The organism is Novosphingobium rhizovicinum (assembly GCF_040813635.1).
GTDB classification, from domain to species: domain Bacteria; phylum Pseudomonadota; class Alphaproteobacteria; order Sphingomonadales; family Sphingomonadaceae; genus Novosphingobium; species Novosphingobium rhizovicinum.
The window spans coordinates 237,655-257,774 of sequence record NZ_JBFNXR010000052.1 but is presented as its reverse complement, the minus strand read 5'-3'; the positions used below and the strand labels follow the sequence as shown (position 1 = coordinate 257,774).

The window sequence follows — 20,120 nt, the reverse complement described above, 5'->3', positions numbered from 1 at the left end:
GGCTTGGGAGACAGGTGAATGCAGGCACAGGCGTTGGCGGCGGACGGCGACTACGGCCCTCCGATCAGGGCTCGGGATGAGTGGGTTGGTGGCTGGCCCGTCGTTCTGGCGGGGTTTGCCGGGTCAGCGCTGGCATCCATGTACGCCTATACCATGGGCGTGATGATCGGCCCGCTTGAAGCTGAGTTCGGCTGGACACGGGCAGAGATCAGCTCCGGATTCTTCGTGGTTTCGCTGTTCTCCGTCACCTTTTCTCTGGTGATGGGGATGGTCATCGACCGCGTCGGTCCGCGCCGCCTGGCGATCTTCGGTGTGGTTTTCTACTGTGCGGCAGTGATGCTGCTCTCCCAGGCGACCAGCAGCCTGCAGGTCTGGTGGGCGCTGTGGGCGCTCGTTGCCGTGGGCATCCTGTTCATCAAGCCGACTGTCTGGGTGGCTGCGATTTCCAGCCTGTTTTCGGTCAGCCGCGGTCTGGCGCTGGCCGTGGTTCTCAGCGCGACGGGCTTCGTCTCCTTCATCATGCCGATCCTGACGCTCCTGCTCCTGAAAGAGCTGGGTTGGCGGATGACCTATGTTGCGCTGGGCGGCGGTTCCCTGCTGCTTGTTCTGCCGCTCGTGTTGCTGTTCTTCTCCAGCGCGAGCGATCGCGACCGGCGCAGGGAAAAGAACCGAGCCTCGGTCGAGGCAGGGCAGGGGGCGCCACTGCCGAGCCTTGCCGGGCTGACGCTGCGCCAGGGACTGCTTTCGCGCAACTTCGCCCTTTTGGCAGGTGGCGGTTTCATCTTCACTCTGGCCAGCGTGGCCCTCACGCTCAACATCGTGCCGATCCTGGTCGATCAGCGCATGAGCAAGGAGGCGGCGGCAGCCATTGCAGGCGCTATCGGCGTGGCACAAATCGTAGGGCGACTGTCCGGCGGGTACCTGCTCGACCGGTTCAACGCGCGGCTCGTAGCCGCTGTCAGCGTGGCCTTGCCGCTTGCGACGTGCGCCTTGCTGCTGTCTTCGAACGGCAACCCCGTCACGGCTCTGGTGGCGGTGGTGTTTCTGGGTTTCGCAGCCGGTGCCGAGATGGACGCCATCGCTTATCTGTCTGCCAAGTGCTTCGGCCTGCGCAACTTCGGGGCCCTGTTTGGCGCGTTTACCGGTCTCATCACGCTTGGCTTTGGCCTGGGCCCCATGCTCGCAAACGCGATCTACGACCGGACAGGATCCTATGAGCTGGTTCTGTGGATCGCGGTTCCGCTGGTGATGCTATCGGCCCTAACGTTTCTGCTCATCGGTCCTTACCCGACCTTCGACGCACCCTCAGAGGCGAGCTGAAGAGGCCATCCGCGCGAAAGGAATGACAGCTGCCCTGCCATGGCAATCGCTGAAAGCGGCTGTGATCCCGTAGACTTGCATCAGAGCCTGTTCGGTCAGCACTTGCGGGGCAGGTCCGTCGGCCACCAGCGATCCTTCGTTCAGCAACAGGATCTGGTCACAGTATCGCGCGGCCATCGTCAGGTCGTGGAGCACGACCACGACAAGCGAGCCGGCTTTCGCCTCCCGCGACAGCAGCTCCATCACATCCATCTGGTGCCCCGGGTCCAACGCGGCGAGCGGCTCGTCCGCGACAATCGCAGGGGCGCCAACGGCGAGCGCGCGCGCCAGCATGACGCGTGCCCGCTCGCCCCCTGACAATTCGGTGACGATCCTTCCCGATAAGTGCGTGACATCCGCACGCGCCATCGCTGCCTGGGAGGCCCGCGCGTGCTCCTCGCTGACGCGCGACAGCGGACCGAGGTGAGGAAGGCGCCCGAGCAGAATCAAACGTTCTACGCTAAGCGGCCAGTGCAGCGTCTGTCCTTGCGGCAGATAGGCGATAGTTCTCGCCAGTTCGCGTGGCGGAACGAGAGAAACGTCGCGCCGATCGACCAGAATCGAGCCGCGCCGCGCTCTCACCAATCCTAGTATGGCGCGTACCAGCGTCGACTTGCCCGAGCCGTTCGGGCCGATAATGCCGATCATCTTGCCGGGGGCGAGCGTCGCGGAAATGTCGTTCAGGACCGGGCGCCGCTGAAGGTCTGCACACAAGCCTTCAATCGTGATGGTCACCACAGGCGCCGCTCCCGCAACAAGTGCACCAGGAAGACCGGAACCCCCAGGAAGGCAGTGACGACGCCGAGTTTCAGCTCGCTGTGGGTCGGGATCAGGCGAACCAGGATATCGGCGCTTGCAAGCAGCATCGCGCCCCCCAGCATGGACGGCATCAGGACTGCGGAGGGGCTGCGGTCAGTGAATGGGCGTATCAGGTGCGGCACGATCAGGCCGATGAACCCGATCGAGCCGGACACGGCGACGGCGCCGCCCACTCCCACGGCCAGGCCGATCAGCAGGCGCGCGCGTGTGCGGCGCAGGTTCACTCCCAGCGAGCGGGCGCCATCCTCTCCAAGCGAGAGCGCGTCCAGCGCACGCGTGTCGAACAGGAGCATGGAGAGGCCCATCGCAACGCACGGCAACGCGATCCAGACATGCTCCATCGAACGGTTCTCGACCGAACCGAGCAGCCAGGACATGATCTCCATGGCGGCGAAAGGGTTGGACGACAGATTCAGCGCCAGACTGATACCGGCGCCCGCCAGAGTGGACACGGCGATCCCGGCAAGCACGAGAGCCAGCGGGCTTTCGGAGCGACCGGCGAGGCCGAACAGCAGCAGCAGGGCCAACAGGCCGAAGAGGATCGCGAGCAGGGGCAGGAGCGCCACATGCCGCTCCGCGATGCCGAAGTAGATTGCCCCGACAGCGCCCAGCGCCGCCGAATTGGAAGCTCCCAGCACGGAAGGTTCGGCCAGAGGGTTGCGCAAGTAGCCTTGCAGCACGCCACCTGCCAGCCCGAGCATGGCCCCCACCAGCAGCGCAACCAGCGTTCGCGGCAGGCGAAGCTCCAGCACAATCGCTCGCGTCACCTCGTCTCCACCCCCTGAGAACGCCTCCAGGACCTGCCTGCCAGGTAGTGCGACCGGGCCTAGGCTTATCGAAGCAGTGGCTGTGGCGAGAAGACCCGCGAGGAGAACAGGGAGCAGCGCGCGATGACGTGCCGCTGGTATTGTATAGTCTTGCACGAATACCTCGCATGGGATCGGCTCCCCGTCACGCTTGTGTCCCGGGGTCGTGTGGTTAAGGGCGAGCCTTGATGGCATTTGCGATAAAACTTCGATGGATAGGCGGGATCACTCTCGCCTTGGCTGCCGCCTTTGGGGGAGCGACAGCGCTTGCTACCGCACCGCCTGCCGATCCTGGCCAGACTGCGCCGAGGCGCATCGTCTCGCTCAATCTGTGTACGGACCAACTGGTGTTGGCCTTGGCGGACCGTGAGCAGATCGCCGGGCTTACGCGCTACGCGGGCGATCCGCAGATGTCGGCTGCCGCACGGGAGAGCCGGGGCCTTCGGATCCTGCGCGGCTCGGCCGAGGAGCTTGTCGCCATCAAGCCGGATTTGGTCATCGGCACGCCTGCTCGCCGCAGTTCGGCCGTCGCGGTGCTCGGGTTCAAGACCTATCCCGTGCTCGACCTGAAGTCTCCCACCAGTTACGAAGAGATCCGCCGTTCGATCCGCGAAGTGGCGGTGGCCGTCGGACATCGGGACCGGGGCGAGGCGCTGATCGCGCGGATGGATCGCGAGCTCGCGCAGTTGCCAAAGCTGCGCAGGCCCGTTGTGGCAGCCTATTACCAGCGGCGCGGCTACCTGACCGGAACCGGGACGCTCGTCGACGACCTGATGACCCGCGCCGGTATCGTGAATCTGGCAGGCAAGCTGAAGCGGCCGCGCCTGTCCCAGATCAGCCTTGAGGAACTGGCGGTCAGCCGCCCGGACTATCTGATCGTCGATACGGCAACGGAGCGGGTCGTGGACGAGGGCACCGCGATGATGCACCATCCGGTGATCGCCGGCATTCCGCGCATCGGTATTCCGCAGGCCTGGACCGTGTGCGGCGGCCCCGCCTACGTCAAAGCGGCGCAGGCTCTTGTGGAAGGGGTCAACGCTCGATGACATGGGGGCGTCCGTCCAGCCGGGCCTGCCACCCGCGCCGTTCCAGTTCGGGCACGGTATCGGGCGTGCTCGGATAGCCCAGGCACAGCAGGGCGACGAAGCGCCATCCCGCGGGCACTTGTACCATCGTGGTGACGGCGCCGGGCTCTGCGATCGAGACCCAGCCAAGTCCCAGTCCTTCGGCGCGAGCGGCGAGCCAGAGTGTGTGGATCGCCAGCACGACCGACCAGGTGCGCGTCTGCGGCATTGTTGCGGCGCCAAGTCCGTGACCAGTCTCGGTCGCATCGTCGCAGAAGACGGCGACAACTTCGGGCGCGTGGTCCAGGCCGTGGAGCTTCAGGGCTGCGTATGCGGTCTTGCGCTCGGGATCGGTCATGGTGGAGCCGGCGAGCGCCGCTTGCTGGTCGACATGCGCGGCAAGCTCCGCCCGCAATTCGGGCGAGCGAACGCGCACGAAGCGCCAAGGCTGCGAGTTTCCGACTGAGGGCGCGCATTGCGCGGTGACGAGCAGCCGCGAGAGCAGCGCCTCGTCGATGGGGTCCGTTCGGAAGTGGCGCACATCGCGGCGCCAAGCCAGCAATGCGGCAAGCTCTTCACGGAACTCGGGGCTGAACCGAGGTGCCATCGTCAGTATTCGATGCCCGGCTGTGCCTTGACGCCCTGTTCGCGGAACGGGTGCTTTACCAGAGTCATCTCGGTCACGAGATCGGCCTCGGCGACCAGCGCTTCGGGTGCGTTGCGGCCGGTGACGATGACGTGCTTCATCGGCGCGCGGCCCGTCAGCACCGGCAGCACTTCCTCGAGCGGCAGGTAGTCGTAGCGCAGCACAATGTTCAGCTCGTCCGCAAGCACCATGTCGTAGCTGGGGTCCTCGATCATGCGCTTGACCTCGTCCCAGGCACCGCGAGCGACGGCGATGTCGCGGGCGCGATCCTGGGTGTCCCAGGTGAAGCCTTCGCCCATCGGCTTGAACTCGATGTTGCCGGGGAAAGCATCGAAGACAGCCTTTTCGCCGGTCGCCATCGCACCTTTGACGAACTGCACCACGCCCACCTTCTTGCCGTGGCCGATGGCGCGCACCACCATGCCGAGCGCAGCCGTTGTCTTGCCCTTGCCCTTGCCGGTGTGGACGATGAGCAGGCCTTTTTCCGCGGTCTTGCCGGCCATGATCTTGTCATGCGCGGCCTGCTTCTTCTTCATCTTCTCGGTGTGGCGTTTCTCTGTGCGTTCGACCACGTTCATTCTCCTGACAAGCTGGCGAGCAGGACGCCCGCGCTGTTGGACCTGGGTTTCCAAAGACCGCGCTCCAGCGCCTCCGACAGGCGGGCAGCGGTTTCGCGCAAGGCTGCGGGGTTCGCCTCGGCCATGAAGGCGCGCACGGCCTCGTCCTCGATGAAGGCAGCGTGCACCATGTCGAAGTGGTGGTCGCGCACGGCATGCGTCGTGGCGGCGAAGGCGAACAGGTAGTCGACCGAAGCGGCGATCTCGAACGCGCCCTTGTAGCCGTGGCGCATGACGCCGGCGATCCACTTGGGGTTCGTCACCCGGCCGCGCACGATGCGGCCGATCTCGTCCTCGAGCGTGCGAACCACAGGGCGTTCCGGGCGGCTGTGATCGTTGTGATAGGACAGCGGCTTGCGGCCCTTGAGGTGCTCGACAGCGGCGGCAATCCCGCCCTCGAACTGGTAGTAATCGTCGCTGTCGAGCAAGTCGTGCTCGCGGTTGTCCTGGTTCTGTACCACCGCGTCGACCTGGGAAAGTCGCGCGGCAAACAGGTCGCGCTCGGCCTCTCCATCGAGGCCGCCGCCGTACGCGTAGCTGCCCCAGTCAAGGTAGACGTCGGCCAGCTCGCTACGCTCGTGCCACAGCCGCTCGTCAATCATCGCCTGCAGCCCCGCGCCATAGGCGCCGGGCTTGGACCCGAACACACGGGTTCCTGCACGCCGGGCGGCCGCTTCGGGCGCGGCCCCGGCATCCAGCAGGTCACTGATCTCGGCCCGGTGGCGGGCTGCGGCGGGGTTGTCCGCATCGCTCTCCTCGAGCGCCATGATCGCGCGGGCCGCGCTGTCGATCAGGTTCATCTGCTCGGGGAACGCGTCCCGGAAGAAGCCCGATACGCGCAGCGTCACGTCCACGCGCGGGCGGCCGAGTTCGACCAGGGTCATAATCTCGAAGCCGATGACCCTGCCTGAGGTCCACTCCCAGCGCGGACGCACCCCCATCAATGCGAGGGCCTGAGCGATGTCGTCGCCGCCGGTGCGCATATTGGCGGTGCCCCAGGCGGACAGCGCCATGGCGCGCGGGTATTCGCCCTCGCGCTGGAGGTAGTCGTCGACCAGCAACTGCGCCGAGCGCTGCCCCAGATCCCACGCGACGGCGGTGGGTACGGCGCGGGTGTCGACAGAGTAGAAGTTGCGCCCGGTGGGCAGCACATCAGGCCGTCCGCGCGTCGGAGCGCCGGAAGGGCCGGGCGGCACGAAGCCCCCGTCGAGGCCGGTCAGCAGCGCGCGGGTCTCGGCCTCCCCGCATTGCGCCACGCGGGGGGCGAGATTGCCGGTGATCTCGTCCAGCACGGCGGCAGTGCGGTCTCCGACAAGGGTTTGCGCGGGGGCCTCGACCAGCTCGGCGGCCAGCAGTTCCAACCGCTCCACCGTATCGCCCAGCGTGCGCCATGCGTCGCTGGCCACCCGGTCGAGCACCGCCGGGCGAGGGCCCATCCAGCGGTCGCCGAGGCGGCAGTCCAGCGGATCGAACCCGAGGCCCAGATCCTCCGAGATCGCCCGTAGCAGCGAGGCCTGTCCTGGCCGATCGTAGCCGCGCGGCGTACGCGCCAGCGCCACCATCAGATCACGCCGGAGCCGCCCCTCGGGGGACTGGCCGAAGACGTGCAGCCCGTCGCGGATCTGCAGCTCCTTCAGCTCGCACAAGTAGTTGTCGATGGCGGAGAGCGCGTCGTCATCATCGCCGCTGGCGCCGGCTTCCTTGTCCAGTCCCTGCCCGCGCGCGAGCGCGAGGATGTCGCGGCGCAGGCGCTCCAGGCGGCGCGGGTCCATGCCGGCGGCGAGGTAGTACTCGTCGACCAGCGCCTCCAGCTGCTTGAGCGGACCGTAGCTTTCCGCGCGGGTGAGCGGCGGCGTCAGGTGATCGATGACAACGGCGGAGAGGCGCCGCTTGGCTTGTGTGCCTTCCCCCGGATCGTTGACGATGAAGGGATAGAGCTGCGGCACCGGCCCGGCGCAGATCTCCGGAAAGCAGGTATCGGACAGGGAAAGCGCCTTGCCCGGCAGCCACTCCAGATTGCCGTGCTTGCCGACGTGGACTACCGCATGCGCCCCGAAACTGCGGTTCAGCCAGATATGGAACGCAAGGTAGCCGTGCGGCGGCGGCAGCGCGGGATCGTGGTAGGTCTGCTTGGGATCTATGTTGTACCCGCGCGCCGGCTGCACCGCGATCGCAACATTGCCGAAGCGGTGCACAGGCAGCCGGAAAGCGCCGTCACGCACAAAGGGATCGTGTGCCGGCTCGCCCCAGCGCTCCAGCATGGAATTGCGCGCAGCGGCCGGTATCTTGGCGAATGCGGCGAGATAATCGGCCAGTGGCAGTGCGATCTCGCCGGGTCGGTCTCGCGCATCAGGAGCGTTGGTGACACCCCCGGTCATGCACCGCATCAGCGCGGCACCCTCTCGCGGCGCATCGCCGATGTCGTATCCCGCCGTGCCCAGACTGGCGAGGATCGAGGCAGCGCTGGCGGGCGTGTCGAGGCCGACGCCGTTGCCGATCCGCCCATCGCGATTTGGATAGTTCGCCAGCACCAGCGCCACCCGGCGTTCCGGCGTGGGCGTGCGGCGCAGGCGCGCCCAGGCGGCGGCAAGATCGGCTACGAAGGCCACGCGGTCCGGCGCGACACGGGGCACCACGATGCTGCATTGCGTCACCGCATCGAAGCGCTCGGCCGCCTTGAAGGCGACAGCACGGGTGAAGACCCGTCCGTCGACCTCCGGCAGGGCGACGTTCATCGCCAGGTCGCGCGGTCCAAGGCCGCGCGCTGCGTCGCGCCATTCGCCTTCCTCCACGCCCGCGAACGCGACCTGCAGGATGGGGCAGTCGGCGCGTTCCAGCACGCTCGGATTGCGTGGCTCGCCCGAGGATGAGGCGGCGAAGCTGGTGGCGTTGACGATCACGTCGGGCGAGACCTCGTGCAGGAGACCGCCCAGCCAGTCGATCACGAAAGGTTCGCGCAAGGCGCGCACGTGGACGGCGGCGACGTTGAACCCGCGCTCTTGTAGCGCAGCAATCATGGCGTCGACAGCTTCCAGCGTACCGGCGATCATCAGCGCGCGATAGAACACCAGCACCGCAACCGGCGCATCCGGCCGCCAGCTCGCCCGCAGGTCTGCAAGGCTCGGGCGGTCCTTGCCGGAAAGGTAGAGCCCGGCCTCGGCCACCGGCACCGGATTGTCCGCAGGACCGCAGTCCTCCCCAATCGCTTGCGCCGCCGTGCGCAGAAAGGAGAGGGCATTGGCTGGACCGCCCTGCCGGAGATACTCGCGCAGCCGCTCCACCAATTCGAGCGGCATCGTGCAGGCGCGGTCCAGGGCCGGGTCCAACTCGCGCCCATCGGCAATAGCGGCAAAGGCAATGCCGCGCGCGCGGGCTAGGGCGGCGATCTCGTCAATGCCGTAGGGCCAGTAGCTCTTGCCGCCCAGCAGCACGACGCAGATGAAGCGGGCGTGCGCCAGCACCTTCTCGACATAGAGGTCGACCGAGTACGGATGCCGCAGTTGCAGCAGGTTTGCGAGGCGCACGCTCGGCGCTGTGGGCGTTTCCTCAGCCAGCCTGGCCGCAGCTTTGGCGAAGCACGCCAGCTCGCTGTCCGCCACCGTGAGGATCACGATGTCACCCGGCGGCTGATCGAGGTCGATCGCCTCCTCGCCGTTGGAGATCGTGCCGGGGGTGGCGGACAGCAGGTGCATCAGGCGGCTACGGAACCGAGCTGCGGGGCAAGACCCGCTTCGATGGCAGCGCGGTCCAGGCCCTTCTGACCGATGACCACCAGCTGCGTGCGCCTGCTTTCGGACGGAAGCCAAGGGCGATCGTAGAAGTGCTGGATGCGCGGGCCGACGGCCTGCACCACGAGACGGCTGCCTTTGCCTGTCACTGCGACCATGCCCTTGATGCGCAGCACATCATGGCGGGCGATCAACGTAGCCATGCCCGTCAGCATGGCGTCCAGATCGGCCACTTCGCCGCCCGCGACGACGAAGCTGTCGAAGTCGTCGTGATCGTGATCGGCGTCCAGGCCGTCGATGTGCGAGGGGCGGGAGTCGAGATCGTCCTCGGCGGCGGCGGTGATGCCGAGCAAGGCGGCGATGTCCACCACGCCATGGGCTGCGCGCACGATCTTCACGCCGGGGCGGATTTCCGCTTCCACTTGCCGTTCGACTGCAGCCAGCGGCTCGGCGTCGATCAGGTCGGTCTTGTTGAGCACAACCATGTCGGCGCAGCCGAGCTGCTCCTCGAACAGCTCTTCCAGCGGGCTTTCATGGTCGAGGCTGGGATCGGCGGCGCGGGCCGCCGCCAGTGCGGCCTCGTCAGTGGCGAAGCGCCCGGCTGCCACCGCGTCGGCGTCGATCAGCGCGACCACGCCATCCACCGTGGCGCGGGTACGGATGTCGGGCCACTGGAACGCCTTGACCAGCGGCTTGGGCAGGGCGAGCCCCGAAGTCTCGATGATGATGTGCTCGGGCCGGTTGGGCCGGTCGAGCAGCTTCATCATCGTCGGCAGGAAGTCGTCGGCGACGGTGCAGCAGATGCAGCCATTGGCCAGTTCGACTATATCGTCCTCGGGACAGGCGGCATCGTTGCAGCCCTTCACCAGTTCGCCATCGACGCCGACATCCCCGAACTCGTTGATGATGAGCGCCAGACGTCGCCCGCCGGCGTTGCCGAGCAGATGGCGGATCAGTGTGGTCTTGCCGGCTCCGAGAAAGCCGGTGATGACGGTCGTGGGTACTTTGCTCAAGGTACTCTCCTGCCGCGCCGGCGACACTACGCGGCGGGGCAGGCCGGTACGCAGATGACGCGCGCCAGCGAACGGCACACGCGCATCGGACCGGCGCGAGAGGCGCCCGACGCAAGCGTGCCGATGCGGCCCCGGCCGCATGCATGATGTCGCTCAGACGGAAGGTACCGTGCCTTGGCCATCCCCTGGGCCACGGCAAGAGCGACCAGACGCCGGCAGGTCTCCTGGCTCGCGGGTCAAGGCTTGATGCACGCCTTCCCAGGCCTCGCATGTCTCAGCGTCCGGCCCAGTGGCTGCTCTCGATCCAGAGAGCATGTGCATCGCGCTCACCGCTTACAGTTGCAGGGACAGCCGCGGAATCGAGGAGCAAGCCCTCTCACCGCATTCCCATTCAAGCCTCTTGCGAGGCACCGGCGCGATCTTCGTCCGCAGCGGCCAAGGCCAGTGCGAACAGGAATGCTCGTACTCGCCGCCAACCGCTGCGGCAAGGTGCGAGTTGCGCATGGCACTGATGAGGTGGAGGCGGCATTTTTCTTGACTGGAAGTCCGGACCGTCGTTACCGCTGCCCCCGTACGGCGTTTTTGAGCCAGTTGGCTCTGAAACACTGGGAATGAGGGTAGGGCGGTATCGCCCGGAGCCTCAGCCGCCCCCGCGACTGTAAGCGGCGAGCGAGAAGCGCATGGCGGACCAGTCCCGCCATCCACTGGGCCGGACGCTGAGACATGCGAGGCTTGGGAAGGTGCGCATCAAGCGATGACCCGCGAGCCAGGAGACCGGCCGTGCATCTGTCCACTCAAAGCCGTCGGTGGGACGGCAGGAGAACTGCAATGCACATCGAACCGGGCTTCGTTGCCCCGGGCAAGATCTGGCTGGGCTATATCACCGCAGCTGCCGCCGGATCCTATGCTCTGAAGTTGGCAGCCGATGCCGTCAAAACCAATGGATCGTTATCCCTGGCTGCGCGCTGCCTCGTTGCCAGTGCGCTGGCTTTCAGCTTCTTCCAGGTGTTGCCGCACCATCCGGTCGGCGTCTCGGAAGTACACCTGATCCTGGGATCGACCCTGTTCCTGGGGCTGGGACTTGCGCCGACCGCGATCGGCCTCGTTGTCGGATTACTGGTCCAGGGCATGTTCTTCGCGCCCTCTGACCTGCCGCAGTTCGGCATGAACGTGACCACCTTGTTGGTGCCGCTGTTCGGCCTGAGCGCACTCGCACGCCGGATCATCGCGCCCGATACGCCCTACGTCGCCCTTGGCTATAGCCAGACTCTTACGCTCTCTAGCACCTACCAGGCCGGGATCGTCAGCTGGGTGGCGTTCTGGACCTTCTGGGGGCAAGGCTTCACGTCGGCCAGCGCGGCTTCGGTGGCCACGTTCGGCGCCGCTTACATGCTGGTGATCATCGTCGAGCCGCTGGTGGACCTTGCCGTGCTGTGGGGCGCAAAGGCGCTCCATCAGCTCAAAGGCAGCGGCTTCGTGGAGCGGCGTCTCTACGAGGCCGGGTGATCTGCGGCAGGAGTTTCCTGCCGCCTCGCTTGCGCATTGGCCGCTTCGGAGCCTACCGGCGGGTGCAGCTGATATTTACAGGCGCGGCAACTGGGCAGCGGCCCAGCCGTTAGCGATGTTCCTGCCGAAGCCGCCGCGGCCGCGCACACGAGGAGGCGAATGAGCGAGCCAGTCCTGAAAGAAGCCGCTCCGGCGGGACGTGCTCCGCGGATGAACGTCAATCCGCCGGTCTTCTTCGTGTCGGCCGCGCTGATCCTGGCTTTCGCGCTGTTCGGATCTGTGTTCCCCGGCCGTGCGGAGCGGCTGTTCGCGGCTGTACAGGCGCTGATCGTCCTCGATTTCGGCTGGTTCTACATCCTTTCGGTCGCCGGTTTTCTGGTTTTCGTGCTGTTCCTGATGATCAGCCGCTATGGCGATGTGAAACTTGGCCCGGACGAGAGCGAGCCAGAGTACAGCTATCTCTCCTGGTTCGCGATGCTGTTCAGCGCAGGCATGGGCATCGGCCTCCTGTTCTTCGGAGTGGCTGAGCCGATCCAGCATTACTCGCTTCCGCCGGTGGGGGAGGGGCGCACCATCGCCGCCGCGCGCGAGGCGCTGCCGCTGACCTTCTTCCACTGGGGTTTGCACGCCTGGGCGATCTATATCGTGATCGGACTAGCGCTTGCGTATTTCGCTTTTCGCCGTGGACTGCCGCTGACCATTCGCTCGGCACTGTTCCCGCTGATCGGCAACCGCATCCATGGCCCGATAGGCCATGCCATCGATATCTTTGCCGTGCTTGGCACCATGTTCGGCGTCGCGACATCTCTGGGTTTCGGGGTGCTGCAGGTCAATGCGGGTTTCAACTATCTGTTCGGGCTGCCCACGGGGCCGCTGGTGCAGGTGGTGCTGATCGCCGTCATTACGGGACTTGCAACCCTGTCGGCGGCGGCGGGTCTTGATGCGGGGATCAAGCGCCTGTCCGAACTAAACATCATCCTGGCAATCGCTCTGTTGCTGTTCGTGTTGCTCGCTGGCTCGACCGTGTTCCTGCTGCAGGCCTATGTGCAGAACATCGGCGCGTATCTGGGCTCCGTCGTCCAGCGTACCTTCCGCATGTACGCTTACGAGCCCAATCCGTGGCTCGGAAACTGGACGCTGTTCTACTGGGGCTGGTGGATATCGTGGTCGCCGTTCGTGGGCATGTTCATTGCGCGGATCTCACGCGGGCGCACGATCCGCGAATTCGTGGCCGGCGTGCTGCTGGTGCCGGTCCTGTTCACCTTCCTCTGGATGACAGTGTTCGGCAACACCGCGATTGCCCTTGACCTGGCGGGTGTCGCTCCGATCGCACAGACTGTGGCCACGGACCTTCCCGTGGCGCTGTTCGTCACGCTGGAGCAGCTGCCGTTGTCCATGATCGCGTCCGGCATAGCGACGCTGCTGGTCATAACCTTCTTCGTCACCTCGGCCGATTCCGGGGCTCTGGTGATCGACATGATCACCAACGGCGCAGTCGAGGACCCGCCTGTGTGGCAGCGCATTTTCTGGGCAGTGTGTGCCGGGCTGGTCGCGGCCGTACTGCTGCTGACAGGTGGACTCCAGGCCCTGCAGACCGCCGCCATAGCCAGCGCCCTGCCGTTTGCCATCGTGATGGTCTTCATCTGCTATGCGCTGCTGAGGGCGTTGCAGACGGAGAGCCGTGGCACGTCGATCGACCTCTCCATTGCCGCCGAGGCACCTCCGCCCGCCCGCACCGGCATGACCTGGCAGCAGCGGCTCGACAGCATCACTCATCACCATGAGAAGAGCGACATCGCAGCCTATCTTGCGGATACGGCCTATCCGGCGCTCAGTGCAATGACCGAGCAGATGCTGGAGAATGGCCTCTCGCCCACTCTGGAACAGAATAGCGACCAGCTTGTCTTCAACGTGCCTCATGGCGAGCATGGCAGCTTCCGTTACACGATCCGCGCCCGAGGTTTTCGCTCGCCCAACTTCGCCTATGCCGAGACGCGCCGGATGCACGGAGCGGAGCGGCAACATTACCGGGCCATGGCGCAGACATCGGAAGGCGACCAGCCGCACGACGTGACTGGCTTCACGCGCGACCAGCTGATCAACGATCTGCTCAACCGCTACGCCCGGTTCCGCCACGCGCGGCGCCTTGCCTGAATTGATGCGCTTTGTCCTGACGCCAGGCCACGGCTGTGCCGCGGCGCTGATCGGTGGCGCGGAAGCGCATCGGCTTTAGCGGTGCGAGACGGGAGGGCGCGTTTTCGGACGTGGCGATGCGCCACTGGCAGGCACGAAGTTGAGGCAGAGGAACACGATCCCGGCGCTCAGCATCACCAGCCCGAACCACAGGATGGGCCCGAAGACCCATCCGCGCGCTGCGACGGACATCAGCAGCGCTGCCACGAGCGAGCTCCATGCAGCGCCGCGCATACCGCGCTTGCGCCGGGGTGCTGGCCGTCCTTGCAAGTGGCGGCTGTGATGCATGTCCGTGGACAAGCCCAGCAGGACGAACGCCAGCAGCGCGGCGGCGAGTGCAAGCACGCTCACTCGGCCGGCTCCAGGATTGCCAGCGCGGGTTCCGGCTCCGGTGCGGCTGCAGGCTTGCCGCGCCGGAATTGGCGAGGCTCTCCGCGATGCCGCGCGACCCGAAGAGCGACCAGCAGGAACCCAATCCCGAACACGATCAAAGTGGCGTCTACCCCAACGAACAGCAGGTCACCCGCGAGGAGTGCGTTCACCAGGCCTTTGTCCGTGGCCAAGAGGTTGTAGACCGGCAGGGCGGCCAGCAGAAATCCCGTCGCGCCGAGTAAGGCGGTCCAACTCCATGCGGGACGACGCAGCAGAGTAAGCGCGAAAGCTGCGAGCCAGGACAGGAACAGCGTGTGGATTTCCCAGTCGGCGCGATCGGCCATCCCGACCGGCAGCAGGCGATTGGCCCAAAGCATACAGGCAATACCCAGTGGAAAGCCAGCAAGCGTTGCGACATTCAAGCGTTCCACCAAGCGAAAGGCGAAGTGCGGACGCTGTGGGTCGGGCAGCTTCTCGCGCCGCTTCACCGTCCACAAGATCAGGCCACTGGCCACCATCAGTGACCCGGCCACGCCGCAAAGGAAGTATATCCAACGCAGTGCATCGTCGGCGAAGCGCCCGGCGTGCAGGCCGATCATCGCCCCTGCCGTGACCGATGCTGCTCCCGGCTCGGGTGACTGCCACAGCAGCCGACCCGAGACCCCATCGTAGGTGAGGCTGGGCGTGCGGGAACTGAGCATGGACGATGGGGCGCGGTGGACGGTGATGCGTGCGGAAGCATCCCCTGGCTCGCTGACGCTGATCGACCCGGCGGATCCGCCCAGGCGGTCCTCGGCATCGCGCAGCACCGTTCGCAGATCGATCAAGGGGGCCTCGATACCGCTGCGCTCAACCGCCTCCCCTTGCGGGAAGAGCGCTTCGAACAGCTTCGTTTCGTCGGTGTAGTTCGCCACGACCGCCCAAGGCATCAGCAATGCCATCAGCGTGACCAGCCCGGTGTACGTGATCATAAGGTGAAACGGCAGCGCCAGAACCGCCGTCGCGTTATGGCCATCGAGCCAGGATCGCTGTCCCTTCATCCGCCGCAGGGTGAAGAAGTCACGGAAGATCTTCTTGTGCGTGACGATGCCGCTCAGGATCGCCACCAGCATCATCATCGCCGCAAAGCCGACCAGCCAGCGGGCCCAGATCACCGGCATATAATGGAGGTCGAAGTGGAAGCGGTAAAAGAACTCTCCACCGCGGGTTTCGCGTGCCTGCGCGGGTTCGCCATCCGCCCCGATCAGCACCTGGGTGTCGCGGCGGCTGCGGCGGCGGGGAGGCTCGCCTTCTTTGGGCTGCGGCTGCCAGAACACCTGCGCACCGGGCGAGCGCTCGCTGGCGATCGGGATGAACCAGCTCTTCGCATCGGGCGCCTTCCCCTGCAGGAAGCGCTGCGCTCCGGCCAGAACCTGCATCGGCTGTTCGACGCGCGCGAGTTCCGGACGCATCCAGCGGTTCATTCCCTCGCGCCAGAACGCGATCGTGCCGGTGGCGAAAACCAGGAACAGCACCCAGCCGAGCAGGAGACCCGACCAGGTGTGCAGCCCGGCCTGTGACTGGCGGAAGCTGCGGCTCATAGACGGCCCCCCGCCGAGATGGAAAGCCAGGCGATAAAAGCGGCCAGTCCCCCTGCTGCCGTGAGAACCCAGAAAGCCCGCCAGCCGGTTCGCGCGGCATAAGCGTACATGGCGGCGACTGCGCAGATCAGGAAGGCGATCAGGCTTGCCGCTACGGTTGCTTCCTCAGGAGGCCCAGGCAGCACGCGAGCGAGAGCCATCGCCCACAGACTTGCCACTGCATAGCCGAGCGGCAGGGCGGCGAGGAGGCGCAGCGCCGCGTCTCCTCGCCGCCGCCATGGCGCCGCCCCCGTTCCTCCGCGGCGGTTCATGGTCGTGTGAGCCGATCCCATCGTGCGCTGTCCGTCAGAAGTTGACCCGCAGGCTGCCCGTTACCCGGCGCGGCTCCCCATAGAAACCGCCGGGACCGCCGAAGGCGAAGCGGACGTTGCGGTAGTAGGTCTTGTCGAACAGGTTGGTGGCGTTGACACTCAGGATCGCGCGCTCAGTCAGCTTGTAGCGCGCCAGCAAGTCGACGGTGGCATAGGCGCCTTGCTCCACGGTGCCTGGCACCAGCACCGGAGCTCCATCCGGGTTGTAGCGGCCCGACGGGACGTTGCCCCGATCGAAGATGCGCGACTGTGCGGTCACGCCTCCGCCCACCGTAAGCCGGTCGGCAAGCATACGGTAAGTCGTGTAGATGCGGCCAACATGGAGCGGGAAGAAGGGGTTTACCCGGTCGCCGAAGCGGTCTTCCGTGCGTGCGTAGGTGTAGCTTCCGTTCAGCGACCAGCCCGGCAGCGGCTCGCCCGCCAGTTCCAGTTCACCGCCCCAGGTCTTGACGCCGGAGATCGAGATCGATGGCGTGATATTGCCGGGTAGTGAGTTCGGGACGCCGTTAGGGTCGGTCTGCGTCAGATTGTCCTGTTTGATGTGGAAGCCAGCGACCGAAATGTTGAAGCCCTCACCGAAGGGCGAGGCTTTGACACCGGCTTCGTAATTGACACCGGTCGTCGGCGGCAGGATCTCGTTGGCTGCGTTGCGGGCCGACACGGGCGAGAACACGCTGGCGTAGCTGGCATACAGCGAGATCGCGGGCGTCAGGTCGGCCACGATGCCGCCGTAAGGTGCCCACTTCTTCTCATGCTGGACGCTGTTGGGGCCGTCCGGCTCCAGCACGCCTGCGGCGTCGTAGTCGTCACGGTCGCTGCGATAGTCTGTGTAGCGGACGCCCGCGATCACCTTCAGCCAGTCCGCCGGGTTCAGCCGTACCACACCATATCCGCCGGTCTGTCGCAGATCCTGCGTGAAGTCGGGCAGGTTGGATCGAACGATGGGTGGCGGCGCTAAGTCGGGGTTCCACGGGTCGATGTCGAGACTGCTGGCCCCGGGATAGTCTTCAGGGACCGCGAACCGGGACTGGTTCACCAGGAAGTCACGCTCAAAATGGTTCATGCCCGCGACGAGTTCGTGTTCCCGGCCGAAAAGCGTGAAATTGCCTGCCACGTAAGCGTCTACGGCGTCCTCGTTCTGCTCCACTTCGCCATAGAAGATCCACGGCGCACCAAGCCCGGTCCCGTCTCGATTGGGAAAGCCGCTGGGGATGTTCAACAGCTTGCTGTCATTCTGCCCCCGCTTGCGGTTGTAGCTGACGCGCACCAGCCAGTCGCGGCCAATGTCCTGCTCTACCGCCGCAAACATCGTGGTCGTCTCGCGCAGCCACTGAGTCCATCCGGCGGTGCCGGTGAACGAGCGCGGGAAGTCCGTCTGCGTGCCATCGCTGTAGAACAGTGGCACCGATCCCCAGCCCGCGCCTTGCGAGTCCGTGCGCAGATAGTCCGCACCGACGCGCAGCCGGGTCCGCGGCGTCACGTCCCATTCCAGAGTGCCGTAGAGCACCGGGATGCGATCATGCTGCAGATCGATGTAGGACTCGCGGTCCGTGTAAGCGCCCACCAGCCGCGCGCGAACGGTGCCGTCGCTGGTCAGCGGTCCCCCGACATCGGCTTCCATCCGATATGTGGAGAAGCTGCCCGCCTGTGCGGAGAAGTAGCCGCCGAGCTCTGCCGGCGCCCGCTTGCGGATCAGGTTTACCGTGGCAGATGGATCGCCAACGCCGGTGACAAGCCCCGCCGCGCCGCGGATCACCTCGATCCGGTCATAGATTGCGACATCGCCTATCGCGCTGTTTTCATAGGCTCCTACCTGATAGATCGTCGGCACGCCATCCAACTGGAAATTGCGGACCGGGAAGCCGCGAATGTTGAAATTCGTCCGGTTGCTGTCCGTGGACGAGATGGTCACGCCGGGCGTCTGGGCGAGCACATCCGTGATCGTGGTCAGGTTGAAGTCTTCGATCCGCTGGCGGTCCACAACAGTTACCGACTGCGGCGTCTCTTTCAGCGTGAGGGGCAGCTTGGTCGATGTGGTGGGCCGCTGGTCGTTGATGCCGGTAACCAGAATGTCCGTGTCGCGGGGCGCATCGCTCAGCGCAACTGCGGGCACGGCAGGCGCAGCCGTTGGGACCGACGACATGAGACAAGTGATGGATATCAGGCTCGAACCGGCCAACACTGTAATTCCCCCTCAGTTAAGACCGACTCGCATTAGCAATGCTCGTGAGCATGACAACCCTTTTGCGAACAATTATCAAGAAGGGTGCGCGGAGGATCGCTCCGCCTGTGGGGGATGTTAAGCAGGCGCGTATCGCCGCTGCGCGCTCTGGGGCGGAAGGCGGAACCAGCCAAACGCTTCTGAGTTCAGGAGCGATAACTTTGGTCTTGGGGGCACAGTGTACGCGTTTGCAGCTGCGGGGCAGCAGCTACTTGCATCCTTGCGAAATGCACGACGACGCGCGGGATCGCGTTACCTTGCGCTTTGCAGTGAAATTGCAGGAGGCCTCCGGCTCACAGCCTCGGCTGTTGCGAGGTCCGGGCCTGTTCTGGCGTGCGTCGTTCTTGTCGGCGGATGTGCGGCGCCGCGCGTGGCGACGCCCGAGCTGGACCGGATCGTCGCCGACCCGCCGACGCGCTTCGTTGCTGCGTCGGCAGAGCAGGGGGCGGTCATCGACGAGTGGTGGCGGCGCTTCGGCGACGATCAGCTCAACGGCTATGTCGAACGGGCGGCAGTATACAACCCGCAGATCCTGCAAGCCGTCGCTCGGGTGGAGCAGGCGCGTGCGCAGGCTCGAGTGGCGCGGGCCGACCTCTATCCCCAGCTTGGCGTCGGCCTCAATGCGTCAAGACAGCGGCAGAATTTGGCCGGTTCGGGCTTCGGTGCGCTGCTGGGCGGCGGAACGCCGGGAGCAGGTGCAGGCGGTGGCACAGGCGATGACGGCGGAGCTGAAGGTGGCGAAGGTGAGGGCGATGAGGCGAGCGCGACAGCCTTCACGACCGACAGTTTCTCGCTCACGGGCAATGTCAGCTGGACGATCGACCTATGGGGCCGCATCGCATCACAGACTGCTGCCGCGCGAGCGGAGTTTCTGGCCAGCGAGGAGAACCTGCGCGCGGTTCGCCAGGCCATCGCGGCTCAGGTGGCGCAGTCCTATTTCGGGCTGGTCGAGGCGCAGCAGCAGGTTAAGGTTGCCGAGCAGCTGGAAACCGCGATCGCAGAAGTGGCGCGGCAAGTGGGCAACCGCGTGGACGTCGGCATTGCGCCGCCCAACGACAAGACGCTGGCTTTCGCTAATCTCGGCCAGGCGAGAGCGAGTCTGGCGCAGCGACGCGAAGCGCTTCAGCGTGCGACCCGCAACTTCGACCAGTTGATCCGCGCCTATCCCGACGGCGCGGTCGCCGCGGCGGAGGTGCTGCCAGAGGTGCCGCCGCCCCCACCCGCCGGCCTGCCGGCCCAGCTCCTGGCCCGGCGCCCGGACGTTCGTGAAGCCGAACTGCGCCTTGTCTCTGCCGGGTATCGAGAAGCAGCAGCGGAGCGCGCGCTTTTGCCCAATATCGATCTTACCGGCTCTGCGGGTACCTCCAGCAGCGAGCTGGGCGATCTTCTGAACGGTGACTTCTTCATCTGGAGCATCGCCGGCCAGTTGCTCCAGCCTATCTTCCAAGGTGGGCGCCTGCGCGCGCAAGTGGACTTGGCGGAAGGCCGGAAAGCGGAGGCGGTGGAGGCCTATGCAGAAACGGTGCTGCAGGCCCTGTCGGAAGTCGAGACGGCTCTGGCGGTGGAGGCCGAGCTCGCCAGACGCCAGGCAGCCCTGCGTGCAGCCACAGAGGCGGCGCAAGCGTCGGTTACTATCTCCTTCAACCGCTATCGCGCTGGCATCGATCCCTTCGCGACGGTGCTGCAGAGCCAGCAGAACGCCCTGGACGCCAGCAGCGCCTACGTCGCTGCCACCCGCGCGCGGCTGGACAACCGCATCGCACTTCACCTCGCGCTGGGAGGTGGCTTCGAGCAGGCCCCGATGACCGCGCTGCCGCAGGATTGA

Annotated in this window: 15 protein-coding genes and 2 riboswitches; of the genes, 5 read left to right on the top strand and 10 right to left on the bottom strand. The window is 65.9% G+C overall.

What is annotated here, in order from left to right; translation table 11 throughout:
• Window positions 1-18: 18 nt before the first annotated feature.
• A complete protein-coding gene (locus ABUH87_RS15395; protein ID WP_367774979.1) occupies window positions 19-1,320 on the top strand; it encodes an MFS transporter in 1,302 nt (433 codons plus the stop codon).
• On the opposite strand, the gene ABUH87_RS15390 is transcribed toward ABUH87_RS15395, so the two are convergent.
• Window positions 1,306-2,097, bottom strand: a complete 792-nt coding sequence (locus ABUH87_RS15390) for an ABC transporter ATP-binding protein (protein ID WP_367774978.1) — start codon at window positions 2,095-2,097, stop codon at window positions 1,306-1,308. The two genes, ABUH87_RS15395 and ABUH87_RS15390, sit on opposite strands and share 15 nt — an antisense overlap.
• Entirely contained in the window at window positions 2,091-3,086 is a 996-nt protein-coding gene (locus ABUH87_RS15385) for a FecCD family ABC transporter permease (RefSeq protein WP_367775179.1), read from the bottom strand. The genes ABUH87_RS15390 and ABUH87_RS15385 overlap by 7 nt, the downstream gene beginning before the upstream one ends.
• An 86-nt stretch (window positions 3,087-3,172) precedes the next feature.
• Between ABUH87_RS15385 and ABUH87_RS15380 the strand changes: the two genes are divergently transcribed.
• Complete coding sequence (locus tag ABUH87_RS15380; protein ID WP_367774977.1) at window positions 3,173-4,030, top strand: ABC transporter substrate-binding protein; 858 nt, start codon at window positions 3,173-3,175, stop codon at window positions 4,028-4,030.
• Here ABUH87_RS15380 and bluB read toward each other — a convergent pair.
• Genes bluB through cobW form a run of 4 tightly spaced genes read right to left on the bottom strand, consistent with a single transcriptional unit; the run spans window position 4,017 to window position 10,052 of the window.
• Window positions 4,017-4,655, bottom strand: a complete 639-nt coding sequence (bluB, locus tag ABUH87_RS15375; RefSeq protein ID WP_367774976.1) for a 5,6-dimethylbenzimidazole synthase — start codon at window positions 4,653-4,655, stop codon at window positions 4,017-4,019. The two genes, ABUH87_RS15380 and bluB, sit on opposite strands and share 14 nt — an antisense overlap.
• A 2-nt stretch (window positions 4,656-4,657) precedes the next feature.
• Window positions 4,658-5,266 carry a cob(I)yrinic acid a,c-diamide adenosyltransferase gene (gene cobO, locus ABUH87_RS15370; RefSeq protein WP_367774975.1) on the bottom strand — a complete coding sequence of 203 codons (609 nt, stop codon included), beginning with the start codon at window positions 5,264-5,266 and terminating at the stop codon, window positions 4,658-4,660.
• 2 nt (window positions 5,267-5,268) lie between these two features.
• Window positions 5,269-9,003 carry a cobaltochelatase subunit CobN gene (gene cobN / locus ABUH87_RS15365; protein ID WP_367774974.1) on the bottom strand — a complete coding sequence of 1,245 codons (3,735 nt, stop codon included), beginning with the start codon at window positions 9,001-9,003 and terminating at the stop codon, window positions 5,269-5,271.
• Window positions 9,003-10,052, bottom strand: coding sequence for a cobalamin biosynthesis protein CobW (cobW, locus tag ABUH87_RS15360; RefSeq protein WP_367775178.1), 1,050 nt, complete (start codon window positions 10,050-10,052; stop codon window positions 9,003-9,005). Before cobW ends, cobN begins: the two co-directional genes overlap by 1 nt.
• Before the next feature lie 197 nt (window positions 10,053-10,249).
• Window positions 10,250-10,482: riboswitch (cobalamin riboswitch) on the bottom strand.
• A gap of 127 nt (window positions 10,483-10,609) precedes the next feature.
• A riboswitch (cobalamin riboswitch) is annotated at window positions 10,610-10,849 on the top strand.
• 31 nt (window positions 10,850-10,880) lie between these two features.
• Between cobW and ABUH87_RS15355 the strand changes: the two genes are divergently transcribed.
• Together ABUH87_RS15355 and ABUH87_RS15350 are read left to right on the top strand one after the other, a co-directional pair.
• On the top strand, window positions 10,881-11,558 hold the full coding sequence (locus tag ABUH87_RS15355) for an energy-coupling factor ABC transporter permease (RefSeq protein ID WP_367774973.1): 678 nt from the start codon (window positions 10,881-10,883) through the stop codon (window positions 11,556-11,558).
• A 159-nt stretch (window positions 11,559-11,717) separates the two neighbouring features.
• On the top strand, window positions 11,718-13,712 hold the full coding sequence (locus ABUH87_RS15350; RefSeq protein WP_367774972.1) for a BCCT family transporter: 1,995 nt from the start codon (window positions 11,718-11,720) through the stop codon (window positions 13,710-13,712).
• Window positions 13,713-13,787: 75 nt separating this feature from the next.
• Here ABUH87_RS15350 and ABUH87_RS15345 read toward each other — a convergent pair whose 3' ends face one another.
• The 4 genes from ABUH87_RS15345 to ABUH87_RS15330 are packed head-to-tail and all read right to left on the bottom strand — an operon-like array spanning window position 13,788 to window position 18,187.
• Entirely contained in the window at window positions 13,788-14,102 is a 315-nt protein-coding gene (locus ABUH87_RS15345) for a DUF3325 domain-containing protein (protein WP_367774971.1), read from the bottom strand.
• Window positions 14,099-15,703 (bottom strand): PepSY-associated TM helix domain-containing protein, encoded by a 1,605-nt coding sequence (locus ABUH87_RS15340; RefSeq protein WP_367774970.1) that lies wholly within the window; start codon window positions 15,701-15,703, stop codon window positions 14,099-14,101. The genes ABUH87_RS15345 and ABUH87_RS15340 overlap by 4 nt, the downstream gene beginning before the upstream one ends.
• Window positions 15,700-16,035: a hypothetical protein gene (locus ABUH87_RS15335; RefSeq protein WP_367774969.1), complete on the bottom strand. Its 336-nt coding sequence runs from the start codon at window positions 16,033-16,035 to the stop codon at window positions 15,700-15,702. The genes ABUH87_RS15340 and ABUH87_RS15335 overlap by 4 nt, the downstream gene beginning before the upstream one ends.
• A gap of 13 nt (window positions 16,036-16,048) precedes the next feature.
• Window positions 16,049-18,187, bottom strand: a complete 2,139-nt coding sequence (locus ABUH87_RS15330) for a TonB-dependent siderophore receptor (RefSeq protein WP_367774968.1) — start codon at window positions 18,185-18,187, stop codon at window positions 16,049-16,051.
• A 478-nt stretch (window positions 18,188-18,665) separates the two neighbouring features.
• On the opposite strand from ABUH87_RS15330, the gene ABUH87_RS15325 reads away from it, so the two are divergent.
• Entirely contained in the window at window positions 18,666-20,120 is a 1,455-nt protein-coding gene (locus ABUH87_RS15325) for an efflux transporter outer membrane subunit (RefSeq protein ID WP_367774967.1), read from the top strand.

Coding starts and splice junctions, on each gene's coding strand:
- ABUH87_RS15395 (WP_367774979.1), top strand. CDS start 19: ATGCAGGCACAGGCGTTGGCGGCGGACGGCGACTACGGCCCTCCGATC.
- ABUH87_RS15380 (WP_367774977.1), top strand. CDS start 3,173: ATGGCATTTGCGATAAAACTTCGATGGATAGGCGGGATCACTCTCGCC.
- bluB (WP_367774976.1), bottom strand. CDS start 4,655: ATGGCACCTCGGTTCAGCCCCGAGTTCCGTGAAGAGCTTGCCGCATTG.
- cobN (WP_367774974.1), bottom strand. CDS start 9,003: ATGCACCTGCTGTCCGCCACCCCCGGCACGATCTCCAACGGCGAGGAG.
- ABUH87_RS15355 (WP_367774973.1), top strand. CDS start 10,881: ATGCACATCGAACCGGGCTTCGTTGCCCCGGGCAAGATCTGGCTGGGC.
- ABUH87_RS15350 (WP_367774972.1), top strand. CDS start 11,718: ATGAGCGAGCCAGTCCTGAAAGAAGCCGCTCCGGCGGGACGTGCTCCG.
- ABUH87_RS15340 (WP_367774970.1), bottom strand. CDS start 15,703: ATGAGCCGCAGCTTCCGCCAGTCACAGGCCGGGCTGCACACCTGGTCG.
- ABUH87_RS15335 (WP_367774969.1), bottom strand. CDS start 16,035: ATGGGATCGGCTCACACGACCATGAACCGCCGCGGAGGAACGGGGGCG.